Annotated in this window: 11 protein-coding genes; 3 read left to right on the forward strand and 8 right to left on the reverse strand. The window is 65.6% G+C overall.

The window, feature by feature from the left end:
* Window positions 1-460: 460 nt before the first annotated feature.
* Complete coding sequence (locus GL284_RS07895; protein ID WP_155044061.1) at window positions 461-1,591, reverse strand: ParB/RepB/Spo0J family partition protein; 1,131 nt, start codon at window positions 1,589-1,591, stop codon at window positions 461-463.
* Complete coding sequence (locus tag GL284_RS07900; RefSeq protein ID WP_155044062.1) at window positions 1,588-2,892, reverse strand: AAA family ATPase; 1,305 nt, start codon at window positions 2,890-2,892, stop codon at window positions 1,588-1,590. Before GL284_RS07900 ends, GL284_RS07895 begins: the two co-directional genes overlap by 4 nt.
* A 474-nt stretch (window positions 2,893-3,366) precedes the next feature.
* Between GL284_RS07900 and GL284_RS07905 the strand changes: the two genes are divergently transcribed.
* Window positions 3,367-4,044: a hypothetical protein gene (locus GL284_RS07905; RefSeq protein WP_155044063.1), complete on the forward strand. Its 678-nt coding sequence runs from the start codon at window positions 3,367-3,369 to the stop codon at window positions 4,042-4,044.
* A 263-nt stretch (window positions 4,045-4,307) separates the two neighbouring features.
* Here GL284_RS07905 and GL284_RS07910 read toward each other — a convergent pair whose 3' ends face one another.
* Window positions 4,308-5,831 (reverse strand): phospholipase D-like domain-containing protein, encoded by a 1,524-nt coding sequence (locus GL284_RS07910; protein ID WP_155044064.1) that lies wholly within the window; start codon window positions 5,829-5,831, stop codon window positions 4,308-4,310.
* Window positions 5,832-5,907: 76 nt separating this feature from the next.
* Window positions 5,908-7,095 carry a multidrug effflux MFS transporter gene (locus GL284_RS07915; RefSeq protein ID WP_155044065.1) on the reverse strand — a complete coding sequence of 396 codons (1,188 nt, stop codon included), beginning with the start codon at window positions 7,093-7,095 and terminating at the stop codon, window positions 5,908-5,910.
* 162 nt (window positions 7,096-7,257) lie between these two features.
* On the opposite strand from GL284_RS07915, the gene GL284_RS07920 reads away from it, so the two are divergent.
* On the forward strand, window positions 7,258-8,139 hold the full coding sequence (locus GL284_RS07920) for a DMT family transporter (RefSeq protein ID WP_155044066.1): 882 nt from the start codon (window positions 7,258-7,260) through the stop codon (window positions 8,137-8,139).
* A 30-nt stretch (window positions 8,140-8,169) separates the two neighbouring features.
* Here the strand turns inward: GL284_RS07920 and GL284_RS07925 are convergent, their stop codons facing one another.
* The 4 genes from GL284_RS07925 to GL284_RS07940 all read right to left on the reverse strand — a co-directional run bounded on the left by GL284_RS07925 (window position 8,170) and on the right by GL284_RS07940 (window position 12,392).
* Window positions 8,170-9,837 (reverse strand): OpgD/OpgG family glucan biosynthesis protein, encoded by a 1,668-nt coding sequence (locus GL284_RS07925; RefSeq protein WP_230382971.1) that lies wholly within the window; start codon window positions 9,835-9,837, stop codon window positions 8,170-8,172.
* Between the two features lie 261 nt (window positions 9,838-10,098).
* Window positions 10,099-10,905: a calcium-binding protein gene (locus GL284_RS07930; protein ID WP_341870324.1), complete on the reverse strand. Its 807-nt coding sequence runs from the start codon at window positions 10,903-10,905 to the stop codon at window positions 10,099-10,101.
* 171 nt (window positions 10,906-11,076) lie between these two features.
* Window positions 11,077-11,850 (reverse strand): anti-sigma factor family protein, encoded by a 774-nt coding sequence (locus GL284_RS07935; RefSeq protein ID WP_155044067.1) that lies wholly within the window; start codon window positions 11,848-11,850, stop codon window positions 11,077-11,079.
* A 50-nt stretch (window positions 11,851-11,900) separates the two neighbouring features.
* Window positions 11,901-12,392 (reverse strand): RNA polymerase sigma factor, encoded by a 492-nt coding sequence (locus GL284_RS07940; protein WP_155044068.1) that lies wholly within the window; start codon window positions 12,390-12,392, stop codon window positions 11,901-11,903.
* A 96-nt stretch (window positions 12,393-12,488) separates the two neighbouring features.
* Here GL284_RS07940 and GL284_RS07945 point away from each other — a divergent pair, with 96 nt between their 5' ends.
* Complete coding sequence (locus GL284_RS07945; protein WP_155044069.1) at window positions 12,489-13,772, forward strand: S8 family serine peptidase; 1,284 nt, start codon at window positions 12,489-12,491, stop codon at window positions 13,770-13,772.
* Window positions 13,773-14,190 lie beyond the last annotated feature (418 nt).

Below are 14,190 nucleotides of genomic sequence, written 5' to 3' on the forward strand. Positions count from 1 at the left end.
CGGCGCCAAGCCTCGCAACTCGGCGAGAATGGTTTCAACCAGAACCACGACATTTCAGCAAACCGCGTCCCAAGGCGTCGCACCCGCGTGCAGCTTGGCATTCTTGTCAGCCTCGCTCATCGGGGCTGCCAAGGCGACCCGCGGGATGAAAGGCAAAGATCACCGCATAAATATGGCCACAGACGCAATGGCCTCGCCGCCAACCCGGCACGGTCTCAGCACAGGCCACGCAGCGTCGCCGCCACACAGTGGCCTTCATCATGAACATCCCAGATCATAAATTTATATTAATTACAATACGTTAAGCGAAAAATCTCCCTATACCCACAAGCAACACATCACCAAGGCAATGCCGGAAGCCGCCCCACACAACCGTCCCCAAACGATCCAAAACCCAACCGCCTTATCCGCACCATAAGACCATAGTGCGGATAAGGCCAACCTTCCCCATGGGGAAGGTTCACTCCAGATTGTCCAGCATCTGCCGGACAGCAGCCTCCAGCCGGCGACGGTCCAGCGCCGAGAAATCCCGCGCCAGCCGGATCTCCAGCCGGCCATTCGCGGCGGTGCATTTGGCGCTGCCCTGCGGGCGCTGGATCTGGAACGTCGTCCGCGCCTTCCCCGCGGGAAGCGGCGCGGGCTTGGCGGCGGGCGTCTCGGGGGCCAGAACCTCATCCGCCCCCTGCCCCACGAAGCGCCGCAGCACGTCCAGTTCGTCCTTGATGCTGCGGGTGTCCCAGTCCTTCAGCTCGGCCCGGATCGCCGCCGCCAGCCCCGGCACCTCATCCAGTTTCGAGGACAGCGCCAGCCCCAGCGCCCGCGGCACCTCGGCGGCATAAAGCAACGTCTCGCCCAGCCCTTCGACCAGCCGGATGAAGCTGCGGATATAGCTGCGCTTCTGATAGCCCGCCGACTTGAACAGGATGGCCACGGCCTTTTCGGGGTCGTTCTCCTCGGTCATCGGGTCCATTGCGTAATGCAGCGCCAGCTGGGCCATCTCGGCGAATGAGATATCCTTGCGCACAAGGTTCTCATCGACCATGCGACGGTAAAGCTGCTCCAGTTCGTCGCCCCGCGCCGCGATGCCTGCCGGGATGCGCCCCCATGCCTCGGCATCGCCCGTCTCCTCCAGCAGCGCGCGATAGGCCGACAGCCTGCGCCAGCCCTGGATCAGCTCATAGCGCCCCTCGCCCGCAGGCTCGACCCGGATCGGGTTCGACAGCCCGATCTCGCGGATCGAGGCGACCAGTTCGGCCAGCTCATAATCCGCGCCGGGCTTGCGGTCGCGGATCAGTTTCTGCGTGTCGATGGCGTCCAGCGCGATCAGATCGGTGATCAGACCGGCGCGCTTCAGCCGCACGTGCTCCTGCGCCAGCGCATCATTCTCGGCCCGGATCTCGGCCTCCAGCCGGGCGCGCTCGCGGCTCGACTCGGCGGTCTCGCTGATGGCGGTGGCCATCGGCCCGCGGCGCTGGTCGCGGGCGGGTTCGGGCTGCGCGTCACCCTTCCCCGCGGGGAAGGTTCCGGCAGCGGGACCGGCCGCCGGCTCGTCCGGCATCTCGATATCGAACATGCGGCGCTTGCGGGTCATGCCTCATCCTCCAGCGTCATCCATGCGGCAATGGCATGGTTGCGGAACTCCTCATAGGCCTGATCGAAGGTCGCGCGCGCACGCCGCCATGTGCCGCGCGTCATCTCGCGGTAGTCGATCTCATAGATCGAGGACAGGAAGCGGCCCGACTGCTCGACGGCGCGGGTCAGTTCGATCGGATGCTCGGCCAGACGGTCGCCAAAGACCTGCCGGAACGCGCCGAACATCGCCTGATGCAGCTCATTCGAGGGCTCATAGCGCGTCATCAGGAAGCGGATATCGGCAAAGGCCTTGGGCAGGCGGATCTTCCCCGTGGGGAAGTTTTCAAAGCCATGCGACAGATCCTCCAGCGCCTCGGACAGCTGGCCGATGAAGCTGGTGGTAGAGTCGTATTCCCAATAGCCGGGCCCCGAGGGGATATACAGCATGTCGGCGGCAAAGACCGCGTTCATCGACTGGTAACCGATGGCCGGCGGGCAATCGAACAGGATCAGGTCATAGGCATCGTCGGCAAGGCTGTCCAAAAAGCGCGACACCGCGCCGAAGAAGGTCCATTCCGGGTTCAGATGCCGGTACTGAGCGCTGGCGAACTCGACAAAGGCGGCGTTGGCGCAGCTGGGCACGATGTCGATCGTGGGCCATGCGGTGGGCTTGATGAAGTCGGCAGGCCGCAGAGTGCCCAGACCCATGTCGCGGATCGAGGCGGGCAGCTTGCGCCGGGGCAGGGCGGTCCCCGATTCCGCGCCCGAGATGGCGGCGTTCATCCGGTCGGTTTCCCGCTCCAGATCGCGGGCCATGATGCCCCAGACGGTGTGATCCTCACCGACATCGGTCAGGCCCATCGAATGGCTCAGCGTGGCCTGCGGGTCGAAATCGACCACCAGCACCCGGTAGCCGTCCAGCGCGGCGGCATGGGCGAAGTGCAGCGCCACGGTCGATTTGCCCGCACCGCCCTTGAAGTTGGCAATGGCCGCGCGAAAGGCGCGCTTGCCCTCGGGGCGGGGCGGCATCAGCGTCTTGCGGTTGACCTTGATGCGGCGGCGCAGCTCATTCACCTCTTCGAGCGAGAACCAGCGCTGGCGGCCATCCTCTTCGACTTCCCCGAGGGGAAGGTTTGGCTCGGCGGCCAGCTTGCCGCGGAAGGTCGACTGGTTCATGCGGAAGATCAGCTCGGCCACCTCCCAGCTTGAGAAGCGGCGCAGGGTCTTTTCATTGGCGGGGCTGAAGGTCTGCCGACGGATCCAGCCCTGCATCTTCAGTGACTGTGCTTGCAGCTTGGCGAGGTCTTCATGCGTATACATGTCTTTGCCTGTATGTTCGGACGCAAATTTTCTTATGTTCCGCTTTTACGCCGGATTTGCCTTTTTGGCAAAAGCCGATTTCAATGAATGAGAAGTTTCGCGTAACCCAGCGTTTTCTGGCCCTTTTGCGCGATCCCCATCGTCCGGGCCGAATCGCTTTGGCACTGAATCCGGCTTAGAAATGGGGGACAGGTGGATCGGCGTTGCGGCAGGAATGGGGGACATTTCACCGCTATTTGGTGACATCCTGCATGTCCCGCATTACCAATGATACCTATTTTTCAAATGGTTTTGGGGCGGATTGCCGGGTCGGATGGTGAAGTGCTTGACAGAATCGGAAATCAGGACGCAAATAGCGACAAGGTGACGAAAAGCGTTGGGCGGCGCAGATCGCCAAGCCGTCACCAGAGGCATCCGGGGTCGCAACCGGCACAAATCGAAGCAGCATCCGGCAAAGCCGGGGCAGGGGCAGTCATGCAGGTGATCCGTGCCGTGGGGCGTGATGCCGCGGCAAAGAAATATGATATTCTGTCGGCCATGATGGCCCATGCCCTGGCGGGCGACAAGCATCGCCAGAAGCTGGTGCTGCGGCTGATGGCGCTGATCACCAGCCGCTATAACTGGCAGCGCAACGAATTGACGGTCGGTCAGCGCGAAATGGCGCGGCTGTGGTGCGTCGATGAGCGCACGGTCAAGCGCGACATGGCAAAGCTGCGGGCGATGGGCTGGCTGGAGATCAAGCAGCACGGCGCGCGGGGCCGGGTCTCGGTTCTGGGTCTGAACCTTGAGCGGGTGCTGCTGGACACCAAGGCGGAATGGGCCAATGTCGGTCCGGATCTGGTGGACCGGCTGGCCGGGCGCGCGGCGGATCTGCCGGCCGATAACGTCGTGCCGCTGCACCGCGCCGTCAGTGCCCCGCAAGACGGCCTGTGGGCCGAAGCCTGCCTGCGGCTGGCCGAGGAGGACCGGGCGCTGCATGACGGCTGGTTTGCGGCCCTGCGCGAGGCGGGGCAGGCCGATGGCTGTCTGACGCTGCTGGCGCCCAGCCGGTTTCACGCAAGTTACGTGCAGACGCATCTGTCGGAACGGATGACCACCGCAGTGCGCCGCATCAACGGGCAGATTCTGCGGATTAAAGTGATTTCCCCTTAGTCTTTGCCGGGGCGGTTTTTCCGTCTGAATTGACGCCAGATCAGCGCGCCACCGGCCAGAAGCCCCGCGCTGATCATCAGATGGCGCGAAGTGACGCCGACCCGCGCCTTGGCGCTGGCGCGGAAGCGCGGATCGAAAAAGCGGCCAGCAGGCAGACCAGCCGCGTTTCACGCGAGTTACGTGCAGACGCATCTGTCGGAACGGATGACCACCGCAGTGCGCCGCATCAACGGGCGGATTCTGCGGATTAAAGTGATTTCCCCCTAGTCTTTGCCCGGGCGGTCTTTCCGTCTGAACTGACGCCAGATCAGCGCGCCCCCGGCCAGAAGCCCCGCGCCGATCATCAGATGGCGCGAGGTGACGCCGACCCGCGCCTTGGCGCTGGCGCGGTAACGCGGATCGAAGAAGCGGGTATCGGCCAGCACGCGGCCCAGAAAGCTTTCGCGCCGCAAGGGCAGTTCGCGCAGCGCCCGGCCCGTGCGCGGGTTCAGCGCCTCGATGGCCGAGATCAGGCTGCCATGCGCCTTGACCGCAGCGGCGACGGCTTCGGGCGTGGTGTCCAGATGTTCGGCCAGAAGCCGGTCGCGCATGGCGGCGATCATGCGGCGGCTGGCGCCTTTCGTGCCCGCCAGCGCCACGTCGCATTCGGTATCGAACCCCATCGAACGGCGGTCGATATTCGACGAGCCGACCCGCAGCAGCGTGTCGTCGATGATGCTGATCTTGGCATGGACATAGATGCCTTGGCCCGCCGCATCGACCGGGTAGAAGATGCGGAAACGGCCATGATAGTCATGCGCCCGCAGATCGCGCACCATGCGCGAGCGGGTGATGTGCATGGCCTGATCCTCGATCATTTTCTGCGCAGCATCGGGCTGGATGATGACGACCTCGGGGCCGTCGGCTTCGATCAGGCGGCGCTTGATGGCGCGGGTGATACTGTCGCAGCAGAAATATTGCGATTCCAGATAGATCACGTCGCGGGCGGTGTCGATGCTGTCCAGATAGAGCTGCTCGATCTCGGCCACAGGGGGGGCGTCGGTCGTCGGCGGCTCGGTCCGGGCGATGGCCAGATCGACATTGGCGAGCATGGGGCGGATGCTGTCGGGCCACAGATCCGCGCCGGGCCGGAAATCCTCGTCCACCGGCGCGTCATTGGCGCGTTCCCAGCGGTCGCGCACCAACTCGCTGAGCGCCGCCGCCGCGGGGCCGGAAATCACCGCCGAGGCGTCGTGCCACGGCTGGGCGATCTGTCCCGATTTCAGGCGGCGGAGGTCGTTTTCAGGGTCGTGTTCGGGCGTGTCCCAGCGGCCGTCCGTCACGTCGATGCCGCCGCAGAAGGCCAGCGAATCGTCGATGACCACGACTTTCTGGTGGTGGCAGGCGCCGATCGGGTGGCGGCCGTCAAAGGCCAGATGGATCTGGGCGGGGGACATGAACTTGACGCGGGCGGCGGGCAGGATGCCGCCGGGGGCGATCAGGGCGCCGCCGCTCCATTTCAGCAGATAGATGTCCAGACCGGGGCGGCGTTCGGCCAGCGCGTCCAGAAACGGCCCGACCTTGTTCGGAAAGCCGTCCGGCGCCTGGCCATCGGCATCGCTTTCCCCCGGCAGCATGTCGATTTCAAAATCGAAATCCCAGCCCACCATCAGCGCCATGCGTTCCGCCTTCAGCAGCGATTCCCGCAGGGCGCGGAAATAGGCCTGACCGTCGATGATGAAGGAAAAGCAGCTGGCTTTTTCGATGCGCCAGCAATTCTTGCCGGGGCGGAACTGGAAATCTTGCATGTGTCACCGCGTAAGGGGAAGGCGGGACAGAAACGGGATCGCGGCGGGCAGGGTTCCGCCGCGATCTTAACTTATGTCAGCGCAGACGCAGGCGGGGCAGCGACAGCGCGGCGGCGCACCATGACAGGATGGCGCACAGCGCGATGCCCGCGACCATGGTTTGCGCGGTGTTGTTCATGAAGAGGCTGGTGACGCCGATCATCACGCCGCCGGTCAGCATCTGGAACGTGCCGCCCAGCGACGAGGCCAGCCCCGCGATGTCGGGATGCGGGTCCAGCGACATGACCATGGCCGTGGGCATCACCAGCCCAAGGCAGGCATTGCCCAGAAACAGCCCGATCATCACCACGGGCAAGGCATCAAGTCCCGACCACACCACCAGCGTCAGCGCGATGGTCGCGGCCGCAAAGCCGGTGATGGCGACCGAGATCACCCGCTCCATCCCGAACCTTTCGGCCATGCGCGCGGCCAGTTGCGAGGCCGAGAAGAAGCCGATCGCATTGGCCGCGAAGGCCAGCGAGAACTGCGTCGGCGTCAGCCCGTATTGCCGGGTATAGACGAAGCTGGCCGAGGCGATGAACACGAAGAAGCTGGCCATGCCGAAGCCGCCGATCATCGTCAGCCCCATGAAGCGGCGGTCGCCCAGCAGGCGGCGGGCGCCTGCGGCCATCACGCGGGCGCGCACGGGCCGGCGGTGTTCGGGGGCCAGCGTCTCGGGCAGGGCAAAGACGATCAGCAGGAAGCTGATCAGCGCGGCGCAGGCCAGAACGGCGAAGATCTCGCGCCAGCCGCCCCAGGCCATGATGATCGAGCCCGAGAGTGGCGCGAGCATCGGCGAGACGGCGATGACGATCATGATGGTGGCCATGACGCGGGCCGCCGCCGGGCCGCTGGCCACGTCGCGGATCACCGCGCGCGGCACGGCCATCAGCGCCGCCGCACCCAGGCCCTGCACCGCGCGGGCGGCGATCAGCCAGCCGATGCTGGGCGCGAAGGCCGCGGCGATGGTGGCCAGCGTGAAGATGCCAAGCCCGATCATCAGCGGCTTCTTGCGCCCGATGGCGTCGGCCATGGGGCCATAGATCATCTGTGCCACGCCGAAGACGATGAAATAGGCGGTCAGGGTCAGCGCCGCGCCTGCCTCGGATGTGGCAAGGTCGGCGGCCACCTGCGGCAGCGCGGGCAGATACATGTCCATCGCAAAGGGACCGACGGCGGAAAGAAGGCCCAGCACAAGGGCCATGCGGAACAACGGATCACGCATCGGAATGCCTGTTTGTTTGGATCATGGAATTGGACAAGGGGGGGGAAAGGCGCAAGAATCGCGCCAAGGATGATGCCACCGCCAAGCCGGGCTTGTGTCACGACCGCGCCCCATTGGCAATCCCGGTCCGGCAGGGTAGGCGCGGAAGGTAGGAGGTGCCCCATGAATGCCAATCTGAAGGGGGCGGCGATGATGGTCGCCGCCATGGCCGGTTTCGCGGTCGAGGACATGCTGCTGAAATCCGCCGCGCGCGATGTTCCGGTCGGGCTGATCCTGATGATCTTTGGCGCCTTGGGCACGGTCTGGTTCGCGGCTCTGGCCAAGTCGCGCGGCGACCGTCTGCTGAACCGCGATCTGCTGCATCCGGTGGTGGGCGCCAAGTCGCTGGCCGAGATCGTCGGGCGGCTGTTTTTCGTGCTGGCGCTGGCGCTGGCGCCGTTGTCCACGGTCTCGGCGCTGCTGCAGGCGACGCCTTTGGTCGTCGTCGCGGGCGCTGCGCTGTTTTTCGGCGAGCGTGTGGGCTGGCGGCGCTGGAGCGCGATTGCCATCGGCTTTGCAGGCGTGCTGATCGTGTTGCGGCCCGGCGTCGATCTGGGCTGGGGCTCGGTCGCGGCGCTGCTGGGGATGCTGGGATTTGCGCTGCGCGATCTGGCGACGCGGGGCGCGCCGAAATCGCTGTCGAACATGGTGCTGGGGGTTTACGGCTTTCTGGCGCTGGTGCCTGCGGGCGCGATCATGCTGGCGGTGACCGGCGGGGCAGGGGTGCCGCCCGCCGCCGCGCTGGGGCTGATCGCCACGGCCTCGGTCGTGGGGACGGGGGCGTATTACGCGCTGACCTCGGCCATGCGGCTGGGCGAGGTCGCGGTCGTCACGCCCTTTCGCTATACGCGGCTGGTCTTTGCGCTGATCCTTGCCGCTCTGGTCTTTGGCGAGCGGCCCGACCTGCTGACGCTGCTGGGCAGCGCGGTCATCGTCGGCAGCGGGGTCTATACGCTGCTGCGGTCGCGGCGTGAAACGCAGACCGCCGCCGCGCAGGAGATCTGAACGGCGGCGGCAGAGAGGATCGCAAAAGGATCAGGGTGTGGCCGAGGCGGCTTCCTGTTCGGTCGCGGGCTTGTCGGGATCATAGCCCGGACGGATGCGGTCGAACTGCGTCGGGTGCACCTGTCCCAGCCAGGTTTCGGTCAGCGGCGTGCCGTCCTTGGCCGCCAGATAGGCGCGGATATCCGCCGTCTCGACCCCTTCGGCGGCAATGTCGAAGATCAGCCGCCAGCGCGAGGTGCCGACCACGGGCAGGGCATAGGACTGCACGATCTGGACGCGCTCGGGCACGGTGACCTGCGGCGTCACGCCGTCCTGCTGGCCCAGCTTGCCGATCGCGTCGCCGTCGAAGTCGATGGCGACCTTCAGGTGACCGAAGGGACGCGGCTGGCCCGGCACGCCGCCCGCGCCGATGCGGGTGGCGACGGTCTTGGCCAGCGGCTGCGGCACGGGGGCATCGGCCATCCAGGTCAGGTCGTAATTGAAATCAAGCTCTTGTCCCGGTTGCGGCTTTTCCTCCGGGTTCCAGAACGAGACGATATTGTCATAGATCTCATCATCGGTCGGGATCTCGATCAGCTGGATCTGACCCTTGCCCCAATCGCCCTTGGGCGCGATCCAGACCGAGGCGCGCTTGTCATAGAACACGCCGTCATCTTCGTAATTCTCGAACCGGCGGTCGCGCTGGATCAGGCCGAAGCCCTGCGGGTTTTCCGTGGCAAAGCTGGAGGTGACGACGCGCGGCGGGTTCATCAGCGGACGCCAGATCTGTTCGCCATTGCCCATCACCATCATCAGCCCGTCGGCGTCATGCACTTCCGGGCGCCAGTCGAAGGCCAGAACGCGGTTGGTTTCGGAATACCAATACATCGAGGTCAGCGGCGCGACGCCCAGCCGTTCGACCGAGTTGCGGAAGAACAGCTTCGACGAAATCGCCATCTTCTGGCCCTGACCCGGCGTGCCCTTGGTGATGTCCATGCGGTAGGCGCCCGAGACCGAGGGGCTGTCCATCAGCGCATAGATGGTGACATCGGCGCTGCCATCGGTGGGCTTTTCGATGTAGAATTCCTTGAACAGCGGGAATTCCTCTGGCTCGGACATGCCGGAATTCAGCGCAAGGCCGCGGGCCGACATGCCATATTGGCCCTGCGGTCCCGAGGTGCGGAAATAGGACGCGCCCAGAAAGCTGATCCAGTCGGTTTTCAGGTCTTCGTCCATCAGGCGGAAGCCCGCAAAGCCCGTGCCCTTGGTCAGTTGCTTGGCCGGGCTGTCGGCGGGCATGTCGAAGAAGCGGGCGTCATAGGTGATCTCGCGCGCCTTGCCATCCTCGACGGTGCTGATCTTGACGGGATTGCGGAAATAGGTGCCCAGATGGAAGAACTGCACCGGCACGTCGCCCACCTTCACGGTGGTTTCGGGGCGGAAGACGATCTTCCAATGCGCGTCATAGTCGATCTTGTCCAGCACTTCGGGCTGTTCGACGACGGGGGCGACAAAGGGTTTCGCCGCCAGTTCGCGCGCGCTGGCGGCCAGCGTGTCGAAGCTGAAATCCTGCGCCTGACCCAGCGTGGGCTGGAAGGCATCGGCGGTGGTTGTGGCGTCCTGCGCCATGGCGGCGAGGAGATTGGCGGGCAGAAGCGGCTGGCCAAGCGTCAGGGCAAGGGCTGCGGCACAAAGGGCGGCGGGACTGCGAAGGCGCAAGTTGGAACTCCGTTCGGTCAGCGGGACAGCATTGATGAGCAAGGGAAATGCCCTGTGCCAAGGTTTGTTCCCATCGCTATTTTGACTGCGGGATTCTGGCAAGCAAATAGCAAGAACCCGCGCAAAAAGCGCGGATCCCTGCCGGTTTTGCACGCGGTCCACGGCGATGCCGCGCCGGAACGGGTCCGGCGCGGCGGGCTATCCTGCCTTTGTTTGCGATGGTCTGCTGCCCCGTCTGGCGGTCCCGGACTTGCGCCGGGTTTACCAGATGAAGTCGTCGCCCCCCAGCTGGTTCAGGCGCGTGTCCTCGATCACCAGACGGTCGCCGCCATGGGTGATGATGACATCGTTTCCGACCTGACGGGCCGCGCCGCGCACATCGCCCCAGCTGTCGAAACGGGTGTAATGCGACAGGTTGATGCGGTCGTCATCGGTTTCAAAATCGGTGATGACATCGCGCCCGCCATTCCAGACGAACACGTCCGAGCCTTCGCCGCCCGACATGGTGTCATGGCCCGCGCCGCCGTCCAGCGTGTCATTGCCTTCATGCGCGGTGATGCGGTCATTGCCCGCCTGACCCAGCATCCGGTCGTCGCCTTCGCCGCCAAGGATGACATCGTTGCCCGCCCCGGCCAGCACGGTGTCATTGCCTTCGCCCGCGTTGATGTAGTCGTTGCCGGTGCCCGACACGGCCATGTCGTTGCCTTCGCCCAGCTGGATATTGTTGGTGCCGTTGCCGGCATGCACGGTGTCATTGCCTTCGCCGGCATTGATCACGTCATTGCCGGCGCCAGCCGACACGAAGTCATTGCCTTCGCCCGCGACGACGCGGTTATGGCCTTCGCCCGCATAGATGCGGTCATTGCCTTCGCCGCCGTCGATGGTGTCATTGCCGTTGAAGCCATAGATGGTGTCATCGCCCGACATGCCGAACAGGCGGTCGGCGACATTGGTGCCGTTGATGCGGTTGCTGTCGTCATTGCCACGGATGGTTGCCATGGGATCCTCGCTGATGTTGCCGGCGGTCAGGTCTTGCGCGGTCAGGCTGCCGGTTCGGCCGTATTCCACGTCGTCCGGCAGGGTTACGCGGCAGACCGCGCGACTATTCCGCGCGGCGGTGAAATTTTTGCGTCAGGGGGGAAAAATGGCGGGGCCTGAAAGCGGGGCCTAAAAAGGCCGTGCGCCATGAAAAAAGGCGGCCATGACGGGCCGCCCGAATGCGCAGGGAAGGCGGGCGTTTCAGTTCGGCGGCAGGCCTTCGGCACTGTCGCCAAGGGCTGCGGCCTCTTCCTCGGGGGTCAGCGGCTGGTCGGCGCCCACGGCCTGCAGCGCCGCGTCGATCGCGCTTTCATCCGAGGCGGGCTGGAACGTGCCGTCCTGCGTCGCCGACAGCGCGGCGAAGCGCTGTTGCCAGCCCTCGGTGCCGCGACAGGCCAGCACGATGCGGATGGTGCTGTCGCGCACGGTTTCATATTCGCGGCAAAGCTGGCCTTCATCGCCGCGATACGAGGCGATCATGGAAAGCTGCGTGCCGTCATCCAGCCCCCGCACCTGCCCGGCGCGCAATTCGTCCAGCGCCGCGATCTCGGGCTGGGCCAGACCTTGCGGGGCGGGTGCGCCCGATTGCTGCCACCAGCCAAAGACCAAGGCCGCCAGCGCAACCGAGGCCGCCGCCGCAAGCCACGGACGCCGGTTCAGGTTGGCGGGGGCGGGCGGCGTGGTTTGCTGCGGTTTGGGCTGTTGCGGTTTGGGCTGTTGCGGTGCGGGCTGGGCTGCGGCGCGGATCATTGCGGCAAGGGGATCTTCGGAATGCCCTGCGTCGGGTTGGCCCGCATCGGGTTGACCCGTGTCGGATTGGCGCCATTCGCCCAGCAGGCGGCGGGTTTCGGTAAACCGCGCCAGCCGCCTTTGCAGATCGGGATCGGCCGCGACGGCGCGGCGCAGGGCCTCGGCGCGGTCCGCGTCCAGCTGGCCATCGGCAAGCGCCATCAGGGTTTCGTCGTCGATCTGCATGGTCCTATCCTGTCAGCCGCCGGGGTTGCGCATGGTCTACGCGCCGCCGGTCATTTTAATCCCAGTTTTTCCGCCAGCGCGAGGCGGGCGCGCGCCAGCCGGCTCATGACCGTGCCCATGGGGATGTCCAGCGTGCGGGCGGTTTCGGCATAGCTCATTTCTTCGACACAGACGAGATGCAGCACCTCGCGCTGGTCTTCGGGCAGGGTCAGCATGGCCTCCTGGACGTGGCGCAGCATGATGCGCGCCTCAAGGCCGGGGGCGGGATCGGTGGGCAGCGCCTCGGGGATGTCGAAGACATCGACCTGAGTGCCCTGCGTCTTTTGCCGCCGGGTCTGGTCGATCCATGCGTTGCGCATGATGCGAAACAGCCACGGTTCAATACGTGAGGTGGCGTCGAAGCTGGCGGCATTGGCGATGGCGCGTTCGACGGTGATCTGCACCAGATCGTCGGCCAGATCCTTGCGCCGCGACAAGGACAGCGCGAAGCGGCGAAGGTTGGGCAGAAGGGCGATCAGGGCCTGACTGAAAGCCGCATCCATGAAACCTCCGAAACTTGGACATCACGCATCATTCGGGGAATAATAGAGGGGTTGGGACGTGGAATGTCCAGCAAGCCGTCCCACAGGAGAAGCCCGATGCCACGATTTCCGCTGATTTTTGCCATGCTGGCCGCGATGCTGGTGCTGGAGCTCGCGCCGCAGGGCTGGGGGATGCAGGTCGCCGCCGCATGGGCCGATGACCATGACGACGATGATGATGATGACGACGACGCGCAGCCGCGCCGCAGGCCCGCGCCGCAACAGGCCCCGCGTGTCCGCGCGCCTGCGCCGCCGCCCGCCTTTGCCGCCAATGAGATTCTGGTCCGCGGCCTTGCCCAACCCGATATCGAGGCGCTGCGGGCGCAGGGCTTTCAGCCGTTGCGGCGCGCCACCCTGTCCTCGGGCGAGACACTGATCCGGCTGCGCAAGCCGCGCCATATGACGATGGCCGAGGCCCGCGCCGCCGTCCGCGCCCGCGAAACCGGGGGCAGCGCGGATTTCAACCATTTCTATCGCCCTGAACAGGGGCCAGCCTGTCGCGGCATCGACTGTCCCGCGCGCCAGATGATCGCATGGCCTGCGGGCACCGCCAGTTGCGGCACCGCACCGCGCATCGGCATGGTCGATACCGGCATCAATGCCAGTCATCCGGTCTTTGCCGACAGCCGCCTGCATGTGCATCGCATCGGCGAGGGGCGCAATGTCGATCCCTCGGGTCAGATCCACGGCACCTCGGTTGCGGCGCTGCTGGTTGGGCAGGCCGACAGCCGCTCGCCCGGGCTGGTGCCGGGGGCCGAGCTGATCGCCGTCGATGCCTTTCATCTGGCGGGCAAGGATGAGCGCGCCGACGCCTTCGACCTGATCGAGGCGCTGGATTATCTGGGCGCGGCCAAGGTGGGCATCATCAACCTGTCGCTGGCCGGTCCGCATAACGCAGCCCTTGCGCGGCAGGTGCGGTTGCTGGACGGCGCGGGCATCGTGATGGTGGCGGCGGCGGGCAATGGCGGGCCGGGCGCGAAACCCGCATATCCCGCCGCCTATGAGCCGGTGATCGCGGTGACGGCGGTGGACCGGCGCGAACAGGTCTATCGCCGGGCCGGGCGGGGCAAGCATATCGATTTCGCCGCGCCGGGGGTCGATATCTGGACTGCCGCCTCGGTCAGTGGCGCGCGCACCAAGACCGGCACATCCTTTGCCGCGCCCTTTGTCACGGCGGCGGCGGCGCTGCTGATGCAAAGCCAGCCCGGCATCGCGCCCGACATGCTGCGCGTGCGGTTGCAGGCCGCCGCCCGCGATCTGGGATCCAAAGGGCATGATGATGTCTTCGGGCATGGGCTGGTGATCCCGGCCAATCCCTGCATGGCCGTCGCCGCCCCCTGAGAGACCGGCCCGCGCCGCGCCGCGAAGCCGTCCCTGCGGGGCGGCTTTTTGCTGTCTGCGGGCATCGGATAACTGAACCGATCAGTCGATTCTTGCGCCGGAATGCCGCGCCGCAGCGCCGGGCGGGTGGATTTCAGAAAAATCGCGGCGGCGGATCTGACAGGTGGCGGTTTCTTGCCGGTCGGGACCGCCTTTTGCCGCGCGAGTCCGGCGCCGGGACTGGTCTGACCAACAGACAGGTCGAATTTCCCCGAATACAACCTGAGGATGACGAGTTTGTGGGTGGCGGGAACCCGCCGCCGAACATGCTGCGATGCAGCACATCCGGGGCGATATCGGGCTTTTCCCACGCCCTGCTGACCAAAGCTGTCAGAGACGCGTCAGGAGAAGCCTGCTTACCTGAGGTCATGCGACGGTC

The organism is Paracoccus shanxieyensis (assembly GCF_009711265.1).
GTDB classification, from domain to species: domain Bacteria; phylum Pseudomonadota; class Alphaproteobacteria; order Rhodobacterales; family Rhodobacteraceae; genus Paracoccus; species Paracoccus shanxieyensis.